This window comes from Proteus mirabilis ATCC 29906 (assembly GCF_000160755.1).
GTDB lineage: Bacteria > Pseudomonadota > Gammaproteobacteria > Enterobacterales > Enterobacteriaceae > Proteus > Proteus mirabilis.
In genome coordinates this window covers 312,940-329,894 of the sequence record NZ_GG668578.1, presented here as the reverse complement: position 1 = coordinate 329,894, position 16,955 = coordinate 312,940, and the positions used below count along the sequence as shown (strand labels likewise).

Sequence of the window (16,955 nt, the reverse complement as noted above, 5' to 3'; positions counted from 1 at the left end):
CTCACGCTATTTCTCTTGTTAAGGTGAGCATTTTACTCAAGAGAAAAAATAAGCGATTATCATAGGTAATGTTTAAGACAAGAAAGCCATTTATCTGTATTACTAAAAGTTATTTATTCACTTAACTAACAGATAACTTCTTTTTTTGATTGTTATGTTATAAGGACTGAGATGATCCGTGATGATATTGAGAATAAGCTGATTTCACGCTTTTCTCCCCATTTTTTGCAAGTCATTAACGAAAGCCATCGTCATAATGTACCTGCAGGCTCGGAGAGCCATTTTAAAGTCGTTATTGTGAGTGACTTATTTAATGATAAACGCAGTGTGTCACGTCATCGTGATGTTTATCAAACGTTATCTCATGAATTAGATAATGGCGTTCATGCTTTAGCTCTGCACACTTTTACCTTGAGCGAGTGGGATGAACAACAAGATAAAGCATTACACTCTCCAGGATGTCGTGGTGGAAGCCAACAAGATTAATAAGAAGATTGTTAATCGTGAGTAAATGATGACTAAGATGCGTATTTTTTGTTCTTTATGGGGCTAAAAAGCAGTGTTAACCTTGTTTTTATGAAAAAATTGAGGAATAAAACGGCTCTTTCTCGACTCAACCCCTCTAGATCGTTATAATGTCGCGTCTAATTTTCAGTAAGGTTTCGGGATGCTTCTGATATCAGGGATCCTCGTTTTTTTAAATGTGGCGGCCCCGGTTCTGAAAGGAGTATTAAGTCTAATACTACTTGCCGTAGATTAGCTTCCTTTAAAGTAGACCGAGCACTAAAACTTATTTTGAGGTAACAAGATGCAAGTTTCTGTTGAAACGACTCAAGGCCTAGGGCGTCGTGTCACAATCACCGTACCAGCCGCTGATATCCAAAAAGCTGTAGACAGCGAACTGAAAAAAGCTGCTAAAACTGTTCGCATTGATGGTTTCCGTAAAGGACACGTACCAATGTCTATGGTTAAACAACGTTACGGTATGTCTGTTCTGAATGATGTTCTGGGTGATCTGATGCAGCGTAATTTCATCAACGCTATCATCGAAAACAAAGTTAACCCAGTAGGTGCACCTGATTACAAACCAGAGCAATACAAAGAAGGTGAAGACTTTGTATACTCTGTAGAATTCGAAGTTTTCCCAGAAATCGAACTGAAAGATCTGGAAAGCATTGAAGTGGTAAAACCTATCGTGACAGTTAAAGACGAAGACGTTGATAACATGTTAGAAACTCTGCGTAAACAACAAGCCGAGTGGAAAGATAAAGAAGGTGAAGTTGCGGCAGAAGATCGTGTAACTGTTGATTTTAATGGTTCTATTGACGGTGAAGAATTTGAAGGCGGAAAAGCTGAAGATTTCGTACTAGCAATGGGCCAAGGCCGTATGATCCCAGGTTTTGAAGAAGGTCTTATCGGTCATAAAGCAGGTGAAGAATTCACTATCGATGTGACTTTCCCAGAAGATTACCACGCTGAAAACCTAAAAGGTAAAAAAGCACAATTTGCTATCAACCTGAAAAAAGTGGAAGAGCGTGAACTGCCAGAATTAACTGAAGAGTTCATCAAACGCTTCGGTATTGCAGATGGTTCAGTTGATGGTTTACGTGCCGAAGTACGTAAAAACATGGAACGTGAGCTGAAAAATGCGATCCGTACACGTGTTAAATCACAAGTTATCGATGGCTTAGTGAAAGCTAACGAAGTTGACGTACCTGCAGCTGCGGTAGATAGCGAAATTGAAGTTCTGCAACGTCAAGCAGCACAACGTTTCGGTGGTGATGAAAAACAAGCTCTGCAATTACCACGTGAATTGTTCGAAGAACAAGCAAAACGTCGTGTTATCGTTGGATTACTGTTAGGTGAAGTGATCAATAGTAATGAACTGAAAGCAGAAGACGAGCGTGTGAAAGCGTTGATCGACGAAATGGCTTCAGCTTATGAAGATCCATCAGAAGTTGTTGAGTTCTACAATAAGAACGAACAACTGATGAATAACATCCGTAATTTAGCATTAGAAGAGCAAGCGGTAGAAAAAATCTTAGCAACTGCTAAAGTAACGGAAAAAGAAACTAACTTCACTGAACTAATGAACGAAGTTCAGATGGGTTAATTTTTAACCGCGATATCGGTTTTAAGCAAAAACCCGTGGTAAAAACCACGGGTTTTTTTCAGTTTGTGTATATTTATCAAATTTTGTCTTGAAATTTGAGCGATTATCTCCAGATAATTCTATAGTCATTTTATCACTCCTCGCGAGGCGCCTTGAATGTCTTGTGAGAGATTGGATCATTTGCAATGGTCATGATCAATTATCTCAAGTAAAATTGTTGTCATTGGCACCAATAAGAATGCAATAGGAGACAGATATGTCATTTAACGACACCCAGGAACAATTCGCACCTAATATGGCTTTGGTGCCGATGGTTATAGAGCAGACTTCACGAGGTGAGCGCTCTTACGATATTTATTCACGTTTATTAAAAGAACGTATCATTTTCCTGACTGGCCAAGTTGAAGATCATATGGCCAATCTCATTGTTGCTCAGATGTTGTTTTTAGAAGCTGAGAACCCAGAAAAAGATATTAACCTGTACATTAATTCACCGGGTGGTGTGATCACTGCAGGTATGTCGATTTATGACACAATGCAATATATCAAAGCGGATGTTAGCACTATTTGTATGGGACAAGCTTGTTCAATGGGTGCATTTTTATTATCTGCAGGTGCAAAAGGTAAACGTATTTGTCTACCTAACTCACGTGTCATGATCCACCAGCCTTTAGGTGGATACCAAGGCCAAGCGACAGATATTCAAATCCACGCTCAAGAAATTTTGAAAGTGAAATCGCGTATGAATGAGTTAATGGCTCAACATACGGGGAAATCTATTGAAGAAATAGAAAGAGATACTGAGCGTGATCGTTTCTTATCCGCTAACGAAGCGTTAGAATATGGTTTAGTTGATAAAGTTTATACACAACGCAGCTAGTCATATTCCGTTGTAATAGCTATGGAGTTAACAGGTTTTCTTTGTTATAGATTGATATAAAGAAAGCTGCTATTAATCTCTAGATAAAAAAGTCTTTCTTCCTCTTATTTGCTGATAAGAGGAATAACTAAGTGAGGTTAACTGATGACAGATAAGCGCAAAGATAGCTCTGGGAAGCTTCTGTATTGCTCTTTCTGCGGTAAAAGCCAGCATGAAGTAAAGAAATTAATCGCTGGCCCGTCGGTTTATATTTGTGATGAATGTGTCGACCTTTGTGTTGATATTATTCGTGAAGAAATAAAAGAATTAGCACCTCATCATGAACGCAGTGAATTGCCAACGCCACATGAAATCCGTAAACATCTTGATGATTATGTTATCGGTCAGGAGCTGGCGAAAAAAGTATTGGCAGTTGCCGTTTATAATCACTATAAACGTCTGCGTAATGGCGATAAAGCCGATGGTGTTGAGCTAGGGAAAAGTAATATCCTGCTGATTGGCCCGACAGGTAGTGGTAAAACATTATTAGCAGAAACGTTAGCACGTTATCTTGATGTACCTTTTACCATGGCCGATGCGACAACGCTAACAGAAGCGGGCTATGTAGGGGAAGATGTTGAAAACATCATTCAAAAACTACTACAAAAATGCGATTACGATGTGCAAAAAGCACAACGTGGTATTGTTTATATTGATGAAATTGACAAAATCACTCGTAAATCTGAAAACCCATCAATTACACGTGATGTTTCTGGCGAAGGTGTACAGCAAGCATTATTGAAATTAGTTGAAGGGACAGTAGCTTCTGTACCTCCTCAAGGCGGGCGTAAACATCCACAGCAAGAATTCTTACAAGTAGATACTTCGAAGATCCTCTTTATTTGTGGTGGTGCTTTTGCCGGACTGGATAAAGTAGTTGCGCAACGTCTAAATACCCATTCAGGTATTGGTTTTGGTGCAGAAGTGAAAAGCCAAAATGAGAAAGCGAGTGAAGGGGAGTTATTAGCGCAAGTTGAACCAGAAGATCTGATTAAATTTGGTCTGATCCCTGAATTTATTGGTCGTTTGCCTGTTGTTGCAACATTAGGTGAGCTCAATGAAGATGCGTTAATTCAAATTCTGCAAGAGCCTAAAAATGCCCTGACTAAACAGTATCAAGCATTGTTTAAATTAGAAGGTGTAGATTTAGAGTTCCGTAAAGATGCGTTAACCGCGATTGCTAAAAAAGCGATGTCGCGTAAGACAGGGGCGCGTGGTTTACGTTCCATTGTAGAAGCTGCATTACTTGATACAATGTACGATCTTCCTTCATTTGAAAATGCAGAGAAAGTGGTCATTGATGAAAATGTAATCAATGGGAAATCTGAACCGCTGATTATATATAGTCAACCTGAAAATCAGGCATCGGGTGAATAATATAGCGAAAATCAGCAATACCTCTTGTCTGATATTATCTATTTTCTCCCTTTTAGGGCAAAAAAATAGGATAACGCGTGCCAACGCAATAAAAATGAGGGAATTTTCCCTCATTTTGTTTTTTTAATAGGGAATGCTATTGAATGTCGGAAAACTGCCCTTATATATTTTGACAATCCGTAGAATTAATTTTATTTGGTGAGATGCGAATAAAATTACCTGTAAAAGCGTTAAGCTAAAAACGAAGAGAGAGCTCTATGAATCCTGAGCGTCCAGAACGTATTGAAATACCTGTATTGCCATTACGTGATGTCGTTGTATATCCACATATGGTGATCCCGTTGTTTGTTGGTCGTGAAAAATCTATTCATTGCTTAGAAGCTGCGATGAACGACAACAAACAAATTATGCTGGTTGCGCAGAAAGATGCATCTACTGACGAACCAGGTGTTAATGATCTTTTTTCTGTGGGGACAGTGGCTTCTGTTTTACAGATGCTGAAACTGCCTGACGGAACCGTAAAAGTGCTTGTTGAAGGTATTCGCCGCGCAAAAATTACCACATTATCTGATAATGGTGAGTATTTCCAAGCTAAAGCGGAATATCTAGACACGCCCGTTGTTGATGAGCGTGAACAAGAGGTACTAAATCGCACGGCGATCAATCAGTTTGAAGGTTATATCAAGCTGAATAAAAAAATTCCGCCAGAGGTATTAGCCTCATTGCATGCGATTGAAGAATCTGCGAAGTTAGCTGATACCATTGCTTCGCATATGCCTTTGAAATTAAAAGATAAGCAAGCTGTGCTTGAAATGTCTGATGTAACAGAACGCCTAGAGTATTTAATGGCGATGATGGAATCAGAAATCGATCTGCTACAAGTTGAAAAACGCATTCGTAACCGCGTTAAAAAGCAGATGGAAAAAAGCCAGCGTGAGTACTACCTCAATGAGCAGATGAAAGCGATCCAAAAAGAATTAGGTGAGATGGATGATGCACCTGATGAAATGGAGTCGTTAAAACGCAAAATTGAAGCGGCGAAAATGCCCAAAGAGGCGAGAGAAAAGACAGAAGCTGAACTTCAGAAATTAAAAATGATGTCGCCAATGTCTGCTGAGGCAACAGTAGTCCGTAGCTATATTGATTGGATGGTACAAGTTCCTTGGAATAGCCGTAGCAAAGTGAAAAAAGACTTAGTGAAAGCGCAGGAAGTACTTGATACGGATCATTATGGCTTAGAACGTGTGAAAGAGCGTATTCTTGAATATCTCGCGGTTCAGTCTCGTGTCAGCAAAATTAAAGGGCCAATCCTGTGTTTGGTAGGGCCTCCTGGGGTAGGTAAAACGTCGCTAGGTCAATCTATCGCGAAAGCGACAGGGCGTAAATATGTGCGTATGGCATTAGGTGGGGTACGTGATGAAGCTGAAATCCGTGGTCACCGTCGTACTTACATTGGGTCGATGCCTGGTAAGTTAATCCAAAAAATGGCCAAAGTTGGCGTTAAAAACCCGCTATTTTTATTAGATGAAATCGACAAGATGTCATCAGATATGCGCGGTGATCCAGCTTCAGCACTATTAGAGGTGTTAGATCCAGAACAAAATATCGCCTTTAATGACCACTATCTTGAAGTGGACTACGACTTATCCGATGTTATGTTTGTGGCGACATCTAACTCCATGAACATTCCGGCGCCATTACTCGATCGTATGGAAGTGATCCGCTTATCGGGTTATACCGAAGATGAAAAACTCAACATTGCAAAACAGCATCTGTTACCAAAACAGATTGAACGTAATGCACTGAAAGAGAATGAGCTAACAATCCACGATAGCGCGATTATGGGCATTATTCGCTATTATACGCGTGAAGCGGGTGTACGTAGCTTAGAGCGTGAAATTTCTAAATTATGTCGTAAAGCGGTTAAACAACTGCTGATGGATAGTACTATCAAGCATATTGAAATCGATGAAAATAATCTGAAAGATTATTTAGGTGTACGTAAAGTCGATTATGGTCGTGCTGATACAGAAAATCGTATTGGTATGGTAACAGGGCTTGCTTGGACAGAAGTTGGTGGTGACCTACTGACGATTGAAACGGCAAGTGTACCGGGTAAAGGTAAACTGACCTTCACTGGCTCGTTAGGTGAAGTTATGCAAGAGTCGATTCAAGCAGCGATGACTGTGGTTCGTGCTCGAGCTGACAAACTGGGCATTAATGGCGACTTCTATGAAAAACGTGATATTCATGTACACGTACCAGAAGGCGCGACGCCAAAAGATGGTCCAAGTGCGGGTATTGCAATGTGTACCGCGTTGGTTTCCAGTTTAACGGGTAATCCAGTTCGTTCAGATGTTGCAATGACGGGAGAAATTACCTTACGTGGTCAAGTATTGCCAATCGGTGGATTAAAAGAAAAGTTACTTGCGGCACATCGTGGCGGAATTAAGACAGTTCTTATCCCTGATGAAAATAAACGTGATTTAGAAGAAATTCCTGAAAACATTGTTGCTGATCTGGATATTCACCCAGTGAAAACAATTGAGGAAGTTTTAACGTTAGCCCTAGAGAAATCGCCATTTGGCATCGAAGTAGTGACTAACAAATAACACTAAATCGTGATGTGAATCATAATATTTCACTAAAAAAAAGGCTGGATAAGCAATAAAAGCTTGCCAGTCTTTTTTTGTGTCGTTAATTTAATGGGGTTTATTAATTAATAGTCCTGTTTTATCAGTCTTGCTATATATAAAAAGGCTTGATATAACGACGTTTGCAAAATTTGCCATTAATGGTAAAAAATAACGCATAAATTATGGGGATGAAAAGCGTGAATAAAACTCAACTGATCGACAAAATTGCTGCGAATGCAGATATCACTAAAGCGGCAGCGGGTCGTGTTGTAGATGCAATGGTAGCTTCAATCACTGAATCTTTACAAAAAGGTGATGACGTTGCATTAGTGGGCTTCGGTACATTTACCGTACGTGATCGCGCAGCACGTACTGGCCGTAATCCACAAACAGGTAAAGAAATTCAAATTGCTGCGGCCAAAGTGCCTGCATTCCGTGCGGGTAAAGGTCTAAAAGACGCAGTAAATCAATAATTGAGTAAATCGTTTTTCTGCCTAATGTGTTATTGGGTTGACGTTATGGATAAACAGAAAACGAATCGATTAAGAAATAAAGCGCATCTTTAAAGGATGCGCTTTTCTTTTTTACCACAGAAAAGGGGATTAAACCGAGTATTCTCTGGTGATAAGACGTGAAACTAAAGTAGTCATTTGATAGAATAGCGCGTTGTTCTATAACTGAAATAGACAACATGAGAGCATCTCATGGTTAGCTAAAGACTTAACTGACCAATGAGTCAATTAGAGCTGTTTATTTTGTATCTGTAAGATGTGTGTTAAGACTCAAATTTTATACGGGATTGGCTATTTCTAAGGATTGTCGCGTGTTGCGACATTTTGATATTAAGCCAGCGATGAGCATGTTAAATTAGCTGTGCTCAAAATAGTCGTGTAACACCAATAAAAAATAATTTTTTCACCAAACGGAGCCTAGTCTCGTTATGATGGACAACATTCGTTCAACTGCTAATAATCCTTTTATTAAGATACTATTAGCTGTGATCATCCTCTCTTTCGTCCTAACTGGTGTGGGCGGATATCTCTTTAGTTCTGGTGTTAATGATGCCGCTGAAGTTAACGGTTATAAAATAAGTCGTGCTCAGTTAGAGCAAGCTTATCAACAACGCCGAGCACAACTACAAAAAGATATGGGTGACAATTTTGCTTCCCTCGCATCATCAGATGAGGGACAAAAAATGATCCGCCAACAAGCATTGAATGTGCTGATTAACCAAGCTTTGCTGGATCAATTTGCTCAAGAGTTAGGTATTTCTGCTGGCGACCAGCAAATCAGAGACGCGATTTTTGCGCTACCTTATTTCCAAACTGATGGTAAATTTGATAACAAAAAATACGTTGAGTTATTAACGGCGAATAATATTGACGCGGATGCCTTTGCTGAAGGAATTCGTCAAAATCTGATTAATCAACAATTACGTTATTCTATTCAAGGCACTGACTTTGCTTTAGAGAGCGAAGTTAAAGACTTTGCCGGCTTAATGCTACAAAGTCGTAATGTGCGTCTCGCTTCATTAGATATTCAACCATTCCTTGAAAAAGAGACGGTATCAGATGAAGAATTAAAAGCCTTTTATGACCAAAATACCTCTATGTTTATCGCTCCAGCACAAGTTAAAGTGAGCTATATTCAGTTAGAAGCCCAAAAAGATTTAAGCAACATCACTATTTCAGATGATGAAGTTAAAGCTTATTACGATAGTAATATCAGTGAATTTACTGTCCCCGGACAAAAAAAATACAGTCTACTTGTCTTAGCAGATGAAACCGCTGCGAAAGAAGCTGAAGACGCGTTGAAAAATGGCGCTGACTTCGTCACTTTAGTAAAAGAAAAATCTATTGATACTTTTTCTGCTAAACAAAATGGTTCATTAGGCTGGATCACTATTGGTCAAGAGCTACCAGAATTAGCAAATGCGAGTTTGACTGAGAAGGGGCAAATTTCACAGCCAGTTAAAATCAGCAACGGTTATGCTATTTTCCGTCTTGATGATATGAAACCTTCGGTGGTAAAACCTTTTGATGACATTAAAGCTGACTTATTAGTAAAAATGCGTGAAAACAAAGCCATTGATGATTTCTTCGCATTGCAGCAAAAAGTGAGTCAAGCCGCTTCAAATGATAACGACACGCTAGCGACAGCAGCAAAAGCAGGGAACGTCACTGTAATCAATACAGATTGGTTTGATGAAAACAATGTACCAGCAGCCTTGAATAACGAAAAGTTAACACAGCTTATCTTTGGTGGTTCACTGGTTGATGACAATGGCCCTACAGGCATGAACTCAGATATGGTTACCCTTGGTAATGATAGTGCTTATATTGTTCGTGTCGAAGGATATAAACCTGCATCAACCCAACCATTAGATAAAGTACGTGACAAGGTTATTACACTGGTCAAACAGCAAAAAGCTTCTCAAGCGATGAATGCGCAAGCTCAGAAACTCCTTGCAGCCTTAAAAGAAGGTAAAGGAGAGGCGGCATTGAAAGAAGCAAATATCTCGTTTGGTGAGGTAGAAAGCGTGGTTCATTCATCAGCCACAGATCCGATACAAAGTGCTATTTTTGCTATGCCAAAACCAGCAGAAGGTAAAAAAGAGTACGGTATGTCTAATGTACCGGGTTCAAAAGTGGTCTTAATCCAATTAGATAGTGTCACTGATGGTAAGCCAACGGCAGAACAGCTTGAATTTATGACTAATCTCTATCGCGCCCAAATGGGAGAAGAAGCTTTACAACTTATGCTCAGCGATTTAAGAGAAAAAGCAAAAATCGAGATTTTTGATAAAGATTATCAATAAACTATCTTAGATTGATTGAATAAAAACCCAGTTTCGACTGGGTTTTTTTATGGCTAAAATTATATTCAAGATTAGAAATTGCGAGCAGTCACGTCATTTTTTGTAACGCTATTTTTTTATTCAATTTATTTTTCTTACTCTCTCGTAATTCATATGGTTGCTAATTGCTGAATTATTTAAGGCTTGGCATTATTTGATGGCATTCAGTAATCGCTGTTTGCTGTTGAATATACAGTTATTTTTACAAAAAGGAGATGATTAAAATGGATAAAAAAACACTATCAGCATTTATGGCATCAATATGTTTAACATTAGGTTTAGGGTTATCACCACTCTCTTATGCCGATGATATATCGCCTTCAACATCAACCATGTTGATTGAAAAAGGAGATCAAAAAGAGAGTGCTGTCAGTGAGGTAAACGCTAGTGCACAAGGAAAGTTGGATATTAATAGTGCAACACTTGATGAATTAATGACGCTAAAAGGGATCGGAAAAGCAAAAGCGCAAGCCATTATCGATTATCGAGAAAAAGTGGGGCGTTTTGCTTCTTTTGATGATCTCGCCAAGGTCTTTGGTATTGGTATGAAGCTTATTGAACAAAATAAAGATCTAATTATTATCAACTAATTACTCGATAATACTGTACCCCTTTTTTGTGATCAAAAAGGGGTACAGAATTGCCTTTATATAATATTAATAATCAGATGGTATTTTAATTTGGGTAATAAATAATCGGATGAAATATACCCTATTTGATATTTTTGACTATATTTAAGATATTACATAGAAATTTCTCTTAGCTAAAGTTTGTTAGGGATATCAAGAGGTAATAAAGTCATATGAGTACATTAATTAAAGTTTATGGATTCCATTTAGATGTTTTTGAGCATGTGAATAATGCACGTTACCTTGAATTTTTAGAACAAGCGAGATGGGATTGGATTGAACAACACTTAGATCTCGCTTGGTTTAAACGGCATGGTCTAGCACTCGTTGTCGCGAATATTAATATCAACTATCGTTTGCCCGCTAATTTAGGCGATGAACTAATCATTAGTTGTGATATTGCAGAAGTCGGTATTAAAAGTGGCGTGTTGTCTCAAAAAATAGTGAGAAAACAAGATGGTGCATTGATTTCAGATGCATTAGTGACTTTTGTACTCGTTGATATCAATACTAAAAAAGCATTAACACTTACAGATCAGTTACGAGAAAAATTGGAGTATGTACGCCAGTCTGCTGATTAGCATTGATGTTATCCAGTTAACCGTCTAATTCTATCGGTGATCGTAACATATTAGCGGCAGGATATACCGTACTTACCTGTGTAAGGGAGGGAGTAGTCAGCCCACTCGCTGAAGCAGGAACCCACCGAGGCGAGTCAGACTGTGGTCTGAACCGCTGTAGGGAGCCACGTCCTTTAGGGCATGGAGGAGGTCAATTGGTTTTGGTATAGAATAATTCCCCGCTCTGTTGTTTTCAGGGCGGAGAAAATCACAGGGGAAAACTGGGTAAAACAACTGGTTAATTAGTTATCACGGCTTCGACGACTTTATTAGCAACCAAACAGGTCACGAATTAAAAATAACTGCTACGCGTGTAAACGCACAGAAAACAAAGCTAACACATTTTTGACAGATTATTTAAGGCCAACTTTATTTTTCATGGCGTCCATGACGGCATTTTTGTCTTGTAAATAGCCATGAAGTCCACGCTCTCTTAAATGGCAAGCGGCACATTGACCACAACCATCACCTTGAATACCGTTATAACAAGTTAAGGTGTTGTGGCGTACAAAATCTAACTTACCGTAATAGTCAGCGAGTGCCCAAGTTTGCGCTTTATCTAACCACATTAACGGAGTGATAAACTGAATATCACGAGCAATACCTAAATTTACCGCATGATTTAGAGCCTTAACAAACTCATCGCGACAATCTGGATAACCTGAGAAATCAGTTTCACATACGCCGGTAATAACGCTTTCAGCACCAATCTGATAAGCATAAATGGCGGCTAATGTAAGAAATAGAATATTTCTACCAGGTACAAAGGTACTAGGAATATCGCTTTGTTCACTCTGTTTAAAATCAGGCACAGGAATATTGTCACGTGTTAAGCTACTGATAGCGAGTTCATTGAGTAAACTGACATCCAAAACTTTATGTGCGGTTGCACCTAATAATTGACTGACTCTTTGTGCTACCTCAATTTCTTCTTTATGACGTTGTCCATAATTAAATGTAATACAATGAACTTCATCATACTGCTCTAGTGCTTGGATTAGGCAGGTTGTCGAATCTTGTCCACCACTAAAGACAACGACCGTTTTTTTCATCAGAATACTCCTGAATATTGATATTTTTTAAGGATTAATACGCATAATATTGCAGATATTATGACAAGTTATCACCAAATTATCAGTAAGAGATTATTCTTATAGCAGGGGTAGATTATTACTATTTTTTGTAGGGGCATATGTTAAAGGAGTATTTATGTTAGATAAGATTGACCGAAAACTATTAACGCTATTACAGGAAGATTCAAGCCTCTCACTGAATACTTTGGCAGAGGCGGTTAACCTAACCTCAACACCTTGCTGGAAACGATTGAAAAGACTCGAGGATGAAGGGTATATTCGTAAACGTGTTGCATTACTCGACAGCGAAAAAATTGGGCTTGGCTTAACAGTTATTGTTATGATAAGAACACAGCAACATAATAGCGAGTGGTATGAACAATTTGTATCATTCGTTAAGCAAATGCCAGAAGTACTGACATTCTATCGAATGGCGGGTGAGTGTGATTATCTAATGCATGTTGAAGTTGTAGACATGAAAAGTTATGACCAATTTTACAAACGCATGGTTAACGGCGTTCCTGGGCTTATTGACGTAACTTCTAACTTTGCAATGGAAAAAATTAAATACACAACGGCAATGCCGATACCTGAATAAGATCCCTCTTTACCAACTGGCACTTTTATTTTTGTACAACCTTAGGATTTAAGGCGTGGCTCTATTTTCACAGCTCAGTTGGTATTTTATCAGCGAATGGCGTCGTTATGTCGGTGCTATTTTCTTATTGATGGTTATCGCCGTTCTACAAGTGATCCCTCCGAAAATCGTCGGGATTATTGTTGATGGTGTTGATAGCCATAGCCTGTCTTTTCAGCAAATTATGGGGTGGATCGGGATCATGGTATTGATCGCCCTTGCTGTCTATTTATTACGTTATATTTGGCGTCTGTGGTTATTTGGTGCTTCTTACCAACTGGCGGTGAAATTACGTATGCAAATCTATCGCCAACTTAGTCTTCAATCATCGGCTTTTTATCAACGCTATCGCACGGGTGATTTAATCGCACGTACCACTAATGATGTTGATAAAGTCGTTTTCGCCGCAGGGGAAGGGGTGTTAACCCTTGTTGACTCTATGGTAATGGGACTTGCGGTGTTAGTGATGATGAGTATTCAGTTAAGTTGGCAATTGACACTTATCTCATTGTTACCTATGCCATTAATGGCAATATTAATTAAACGCTATGGCGATAAACTACATCACCGCTTTAAAAGTGCACAAGCACTATTTTCTTCATTGAATAATCAAGCGCAAGAAAGTTTAAGTAGCATTCGTATGATCAAATCTTTCGGTCTTGAACAGCAACATGCTTCACGTTTTGAAACGGTTGCAAAAGAGACGGGTCGACAAAATATGCGAGTGGCAAAAGTCGATGCATTGTTTGACCCCACGATTTTTATGGCAATTGGTTTTGCTAACTTACTTGCTGTGGCGGGAGGAAGTTATTTTGTTCTCAATGGCACGATGACATTGGGAGAATTAACCAGTTTTGTAATGTATTTAGGGCAAATGATTTGGCCTATGTTAGCACTGGCATGGATGTTTAATATTGTTGAGCGTGGTAGTGCGGCTTATAGCAGGATCAATGCATTACTTAATGAGCAACCGGCTATGGTTGATGGTCAATTATCACCAATGCATCAAAAAGGAACTTTAGCGGTAGATATTAAAGCGTTTCATTACCCCAAACAGCAAGTTGATGTACTAAAAAACATTCATTTTACACTCTCTCCTGGTGAGATGTTGGGTATTTGCGGTATGACTGGGGCGGGGAAAAGCACTTTGTTAGCGCTGATCCAGCGCTTATATGATGTCAGTGAAGGGGATATTCGTTTTCAATCTGTCCCCCTTTACCAATTAAAATTGGATGAATGGCGGGGAAGACTTGCTGTTGTCAACCAAACACCGTTTCTTTTTTCGGATACGATTGCCGGAAATATAGCCTTAGGACGCCCTGATGCTACCAAAGAAGAGATAGAGGCAGTAGCCAAAATCGCCAATATTCACGATGATATTTTAAATTTACCCGAAGGATATCTGACTCAAGTTGGTGAAAAAGGGGTCATGCTCTCGGGGGGACAAAAGCAACGTATTTCCATTGCTAGAGCTTTACTGTTAGATGCGGAAATCTTGTTATTAGATGATGCGTTATCAGCCGTTGATGGACAAACTGAATACCAGATCTTACAAAATCTGGCTCAATGGCGTAAAGAGAAAACCATTATTATTAGTGCTCACCGTTTATCTGCACTGGTTGATGCAACAAATATATTGGTATTAAAACAAGGCGAAATCATAGAGCAAGGTACTCATCAAACACTTATTGCAATGCCAGGTTGGTATCAAGATATGTACCATTATCAACAACTCGAGGCCGCATTAGATGACGATAAATAATAATAAATCCATTAAAACGTTATTGCCGGCCTTAAAAAGATTATTAGCTTATGGCAAAACCTATCGCAAACCGATGACATTAGGTGTGGTGATGTTATGGGTGGCAGCGATTGCAGAAGTGGGTGGACCTTTACTTATTAGTTATTTTATTGATGCTAAAGTAGCGACTCATCAAGTTGAATGGCGAGGCGCATTAGGTCTTGCTGCTGCTTTTATTCTATTACAAATTATTGCGGCACTATTGCACTATTACCAAACAATCGTCTTTAATTATGCCGCTGTTGGGGTGGTACAACAGTTACGAGCAGATGTGATGAGTGCTGCGCTAAAACAGCCATTAAGTGCATTTGATAATCAGCCTGTAGGACAGCTGATTTCTCGTGTTACCAATGATACAGAAACTATCAAAGATCTATTTGTTAACGTCTTTCCTGCTCTATTTCGTGCTATAGCATTGGTGGTTGTGATGTTAATCGCTATGTTTCTACTCGAATGGCAAATGGCATTAGTGGCGATGACGATTTTCCCTGCGGTTATTGGTGTGATGATGCTTTATCAACGGCTAAGTACACCGATTGTCCGCAATGTGCGTCATTATCTTGCCAATATTAATGATGGCTTTCATGAAGTGATTAATGGTATGTCGGTTATCCAGCAATTTCGTCAACAAGCTCGCTTCGGTAAGAAAATGTCAGATGATAGCTGGCAACATTATCAAGCACGAATGAAAGCACTAAAACTTGACGGGTTATTATTGCGCCCGTTACTCAGTATGCTCTCTGCATTGGTGCTATGTGGCTTATTGATACTGTTTGGATATCAAGGTAGTGCTGTGATTGGTGTTGGAGTAATTTATGCTTTTATCAGCTATTTAGGTCGTCTTAATGAACCTCTTATTACTCTGACGTCTCAACAATCTTTATTACAACAAGCGGTTGTTTCCGGTGAACGAGTCTTTGAGTTAATGGACGCCCCGATGCAGCAATATGGCAATGCAAGCTATACCATTAACCAAGGAGATATAGCCATTAACGGCTTGTGGTTTGCGTATCTAAAACAGCAGTGGGTATTAAAAGAGATTAATCTTGATATACCTGCTCGCCACTTTGTCGCTTTTGTGGGGCATACTGGCAGTGGAAAAAGTACCTTAGCCAGTTTGCTTATGGGAAATTATCCATGGCAGAAAGGACATATCTACTTAGATAACCATCCATTAGAATGTTATTCCCATCAGGCATTAAGAAGCGGTATTGCGATGGTACAGCAAGATCCTGTTTTATTATCAGGCACTTTGCGTGACAATATTACTTTAGGGCGTCACTGCTCTGAAGCTCACTTATGGCAAGTATTAGCAACAGTACAATTAAATAGCTGGGTAAAAACATTACCTGATGGTTTAGAAACCCCCTTAGGTGAACAGGGTAGTCGCTTATCCGCGGGACAAAAACAGTTATTAGCATTAGCTCGAGTATTATTATTTCCACCCCGTATTCTTATCTTAGATGAGGCAACGGCAAATATCGACTCGGGTACAGAGCAAGCTGTTCAAAAAGCCCTTACGCAAATAAGAGAAAAAACCACATTAATTGTTATCGCTCATCGCCTTTCAACCATTATCGATGCTGACGAAATTGTTGTGCTTCATCGTGGTGAGATTGTTGAGCAAGGTAAACATGCACAACTATTGGCACAAAAAGGTCGCTATTACAATATGTACCAATTACAACAAGTTAAAGAGTCATTACAAGTTCAAGAGCCAGCCGTTGTTGAGTGATATAATCTAAATTCCATTCATCCTAACCCAGCCAATGCTGGGTTTTTTATTGCCTCACTTTTTGCCCCAATTTTTAGCATTGTGGACATGATAAGAGCATTTATTGCACTAAGTTAGTGAGTGATATTTATTTTTTATTTATTTATCAATGAAATAAGTATTGGCATATCTCTTGCTCTATCAGTATGGCGCTTTCTAAAACTGTATGGAGCAATTATATGAAATATATCATCGCGATTATTAAACCATTTAAATTAGAAGATGTAAGAGAGTCACTCTCTGAGCTTGGGATTAACGGAATGACAATCAGTGAAGTAAAAGGATATGGGCGACAAAAAGGACATGCCGAGCTTTATCGGGGCGCTGAGTATGAGGTTAACTTTCTTCCTAAAGTAAAAATAGAATTAGCGGTTTGTGATGGGCAATTAGAGCCTGTGCTACAAGCCATAAGCCAAGTTACTGATACTGGTAAAGTAGGAGATGGCAAAATTTTTGTTTTAGAGTTATTGCAGGCGATCCGTATTCGTACAGGAGAGTCTGGTGAAGAAGCCTTGTAGA

At 39.2% G+C, this 16,955-nt stretch carries 14 protein-coding genes; 13 read left to right on the top strand and 1 reads right to left on the bottom strand.

The annotated features are described in order from the left end of the window. The first annotated feature begins 171 nt into the window (after positions 1-171). From bolA to HMPREF0693_RS09550, 9 genes are all read left to right on the top strand, one after another. Positions 172-486, top strand: a complete 315-nt coding sequence (gene bolA, locus HMPREF0693_RS09590) for a transcriptional regulator BolA (RefSeq protein ID WP_004245090.1) — start codon at positions 172-174, stop codon at positions 484-486. Positions 487-808: 322 nt separating this feature from the next. Continuing rightward, positions 809-2,113, top strand: coding sequence for a trigger factor (gene tig / locus HMPREF0693_RS09585; protein WP_004245089.1), 1,305 nt, complete (start codon positions 809-811; stop codon positions 2,111-2,113). A 256-nt stretch (positions 2,114-2,369) separates the two neighbouring features. Then, positions 2,370-2,993, top strand: a complete 624-nt coding sequence (gene clpP, locus HMPREF0693_RS09580) for an ATP-dependent Clp endopeptidase proteolytic subunit ClpP (RefSeq protein ID WP_004245088.1) — start codon at positions 2,370-2,372, stop codon at positions 2,991-2,993. A 144-nt stretch (positions 2,994-3,137) separates the two neighbouring features. Then, positions 3,138-4,409, top strand: coding sequence for an ATP-dependent protease ATP-binding subunit ClpX (gene clpX, locus HMPREF0693_RS09575; RefSeq protein ID WP_004245087.1), 1,272 nt, complete (start codon positions 3,138-3,140; stop codon positions 4,407-4,409). Between the two features lie 257 nt (positions 4,410-4,666). After that, on the top strand, positions 4,667-7,021 hold the full coding sequence (lon, locus tag HMPREF0693_RS09570; RefSeq protein ID WP_004245086.1) for an endopeptidase La: 2,355 nt from the start codon (positions 4,667-4,669) through the stop codon (positions 7,019-7,021). 221 nt (positions 7,022-7,242) lie between these two features. Then, positions 7,243-7,518 carry a nucleoid-associated protein HU-beta gene (hupB, locus tag HMPREF0693_RS09565; protein WP_004247229.1) on the top strand — a complete coding sequence of 92 codons (276 nt, stop codon included), beginning with the start codon at positions 7,243-7,245 and terminating at the stop codon, positions 7,516-7,518. A 467-nt stretch (positions 7,519-7,985) separates the two neighbouring features. After that, positions 7,986-9,863, top strand: coding sequence for a peptidylprolyl isomerase (gene ppiD, locus HMPREF0693_RS09560; RefSeq protein WP_004245084.1), 1,878 nt, complete (start codon positions 7,986-7,988; stop codon positions 9,861-9,863). A gap of 254 nt (positions 9,864-10,117) precedes the next feature. Continuing rightward, complete coding sequence (locus HMPREF0693_RS09555) at positions 10,118-10,492, top strand: ComEA family DNA-binding protein (protein ID WP_004245083.1); 375 nt, start codon at positions 10,118-10,120, stop codon at positions 10,490-10,492. A 212-nt stretch (positions 10,493-10,704) separates the two neighbouring features. Then, positions 10,705-11,112, top strand: coding sequence for an acyl-CoA thioesterase (locus HMPREF0693_RS09550; RefSeq protein WP_004245082.1), 408 nt, complete (start codon positions 10,705-10,707; stop codon positions 11,110-11,112). Between the two features lie 392 nt (positions 11,113-11,504). Here HMPREF0693_RS09550 and queC read toward each other — a convergent pair whose 3' ends face one another. Beyond that, positions 11,505-12,203 (bottom strand): 7-cyano-7-deazaguanine synthase QueC, encoded by a 699-nt coding sequence (queC, locus tag HMPREF0693_RS09545; protein WP_004245081.1) that lies wholly within the window; start codon positions 12,201-12,203, stop codon positions 11,505-11,507. 157 nt (positions 12,204-12,360) lie between these two features. On the opposite strand from queC, the gene HMPREF0693_RS09540 reads away from it, so the two are divergent. The 4 genes from HMPREF0693_RS09540 (at position 12,361) to HMPREF0693_RS09525 (ending at position 16,954) form a co-directional block, all read left to right on the top strand. Next, the gene (locus HMPREF0693_RS09540) at positions 12,361-12,822 is read left to right on the top strand and encodes an Lrp/AsnC family transcriptional regulator (protein WP_004245080.1); all 462 of its coding nucleotides are present in this window, start codon (positions 12,361-12,363) and stop codon (positions 12,820-12,822) included. Positions 12,823-12,877: 55 nt separating this feature from the next. Further along, entirely contained in the window at positions 12,878-14,623 is a 1,746-nt protein-coding gene (locus tag HMPREF0693_RS09535; RefSeq protein WP_004245079.1) for a SmdA family multidrug ABC transporter permease/ATP-binding protein, read from the top strand. Continuing rightward, positions 14,610-16,397: a SmdB family multidrug efflux ABC transporter permease/ATP-binding protein gene (locus HMPREF0693_RS09530; RefSeq protein WP_004245078.1), complete on the top strand. Its 1,788-nt coding sequence runs from the start codon at positions 14,610-14,612 to the stop codon at positions 16,395-16,397. Before HMPREF0693_RS09535 ends, HMPREF0693_RS09530 begins: the two co-directional genes overlap by 14 nt. Before the next feature lie 218 nt (positions 16,398-16,615). Next, positions 16,616-16,954, top strand: a complete 339-nt coding sequence (locus tag HMPREF0693_RS09525) for a P-II family nitrogen regulator (RefSeq protein WP_004247234.1) — start codon at positions 16,616-16,618, stop codon at positions 16,952-16,954. Position 16,955 lies beyond the last annotated feature (1 nt).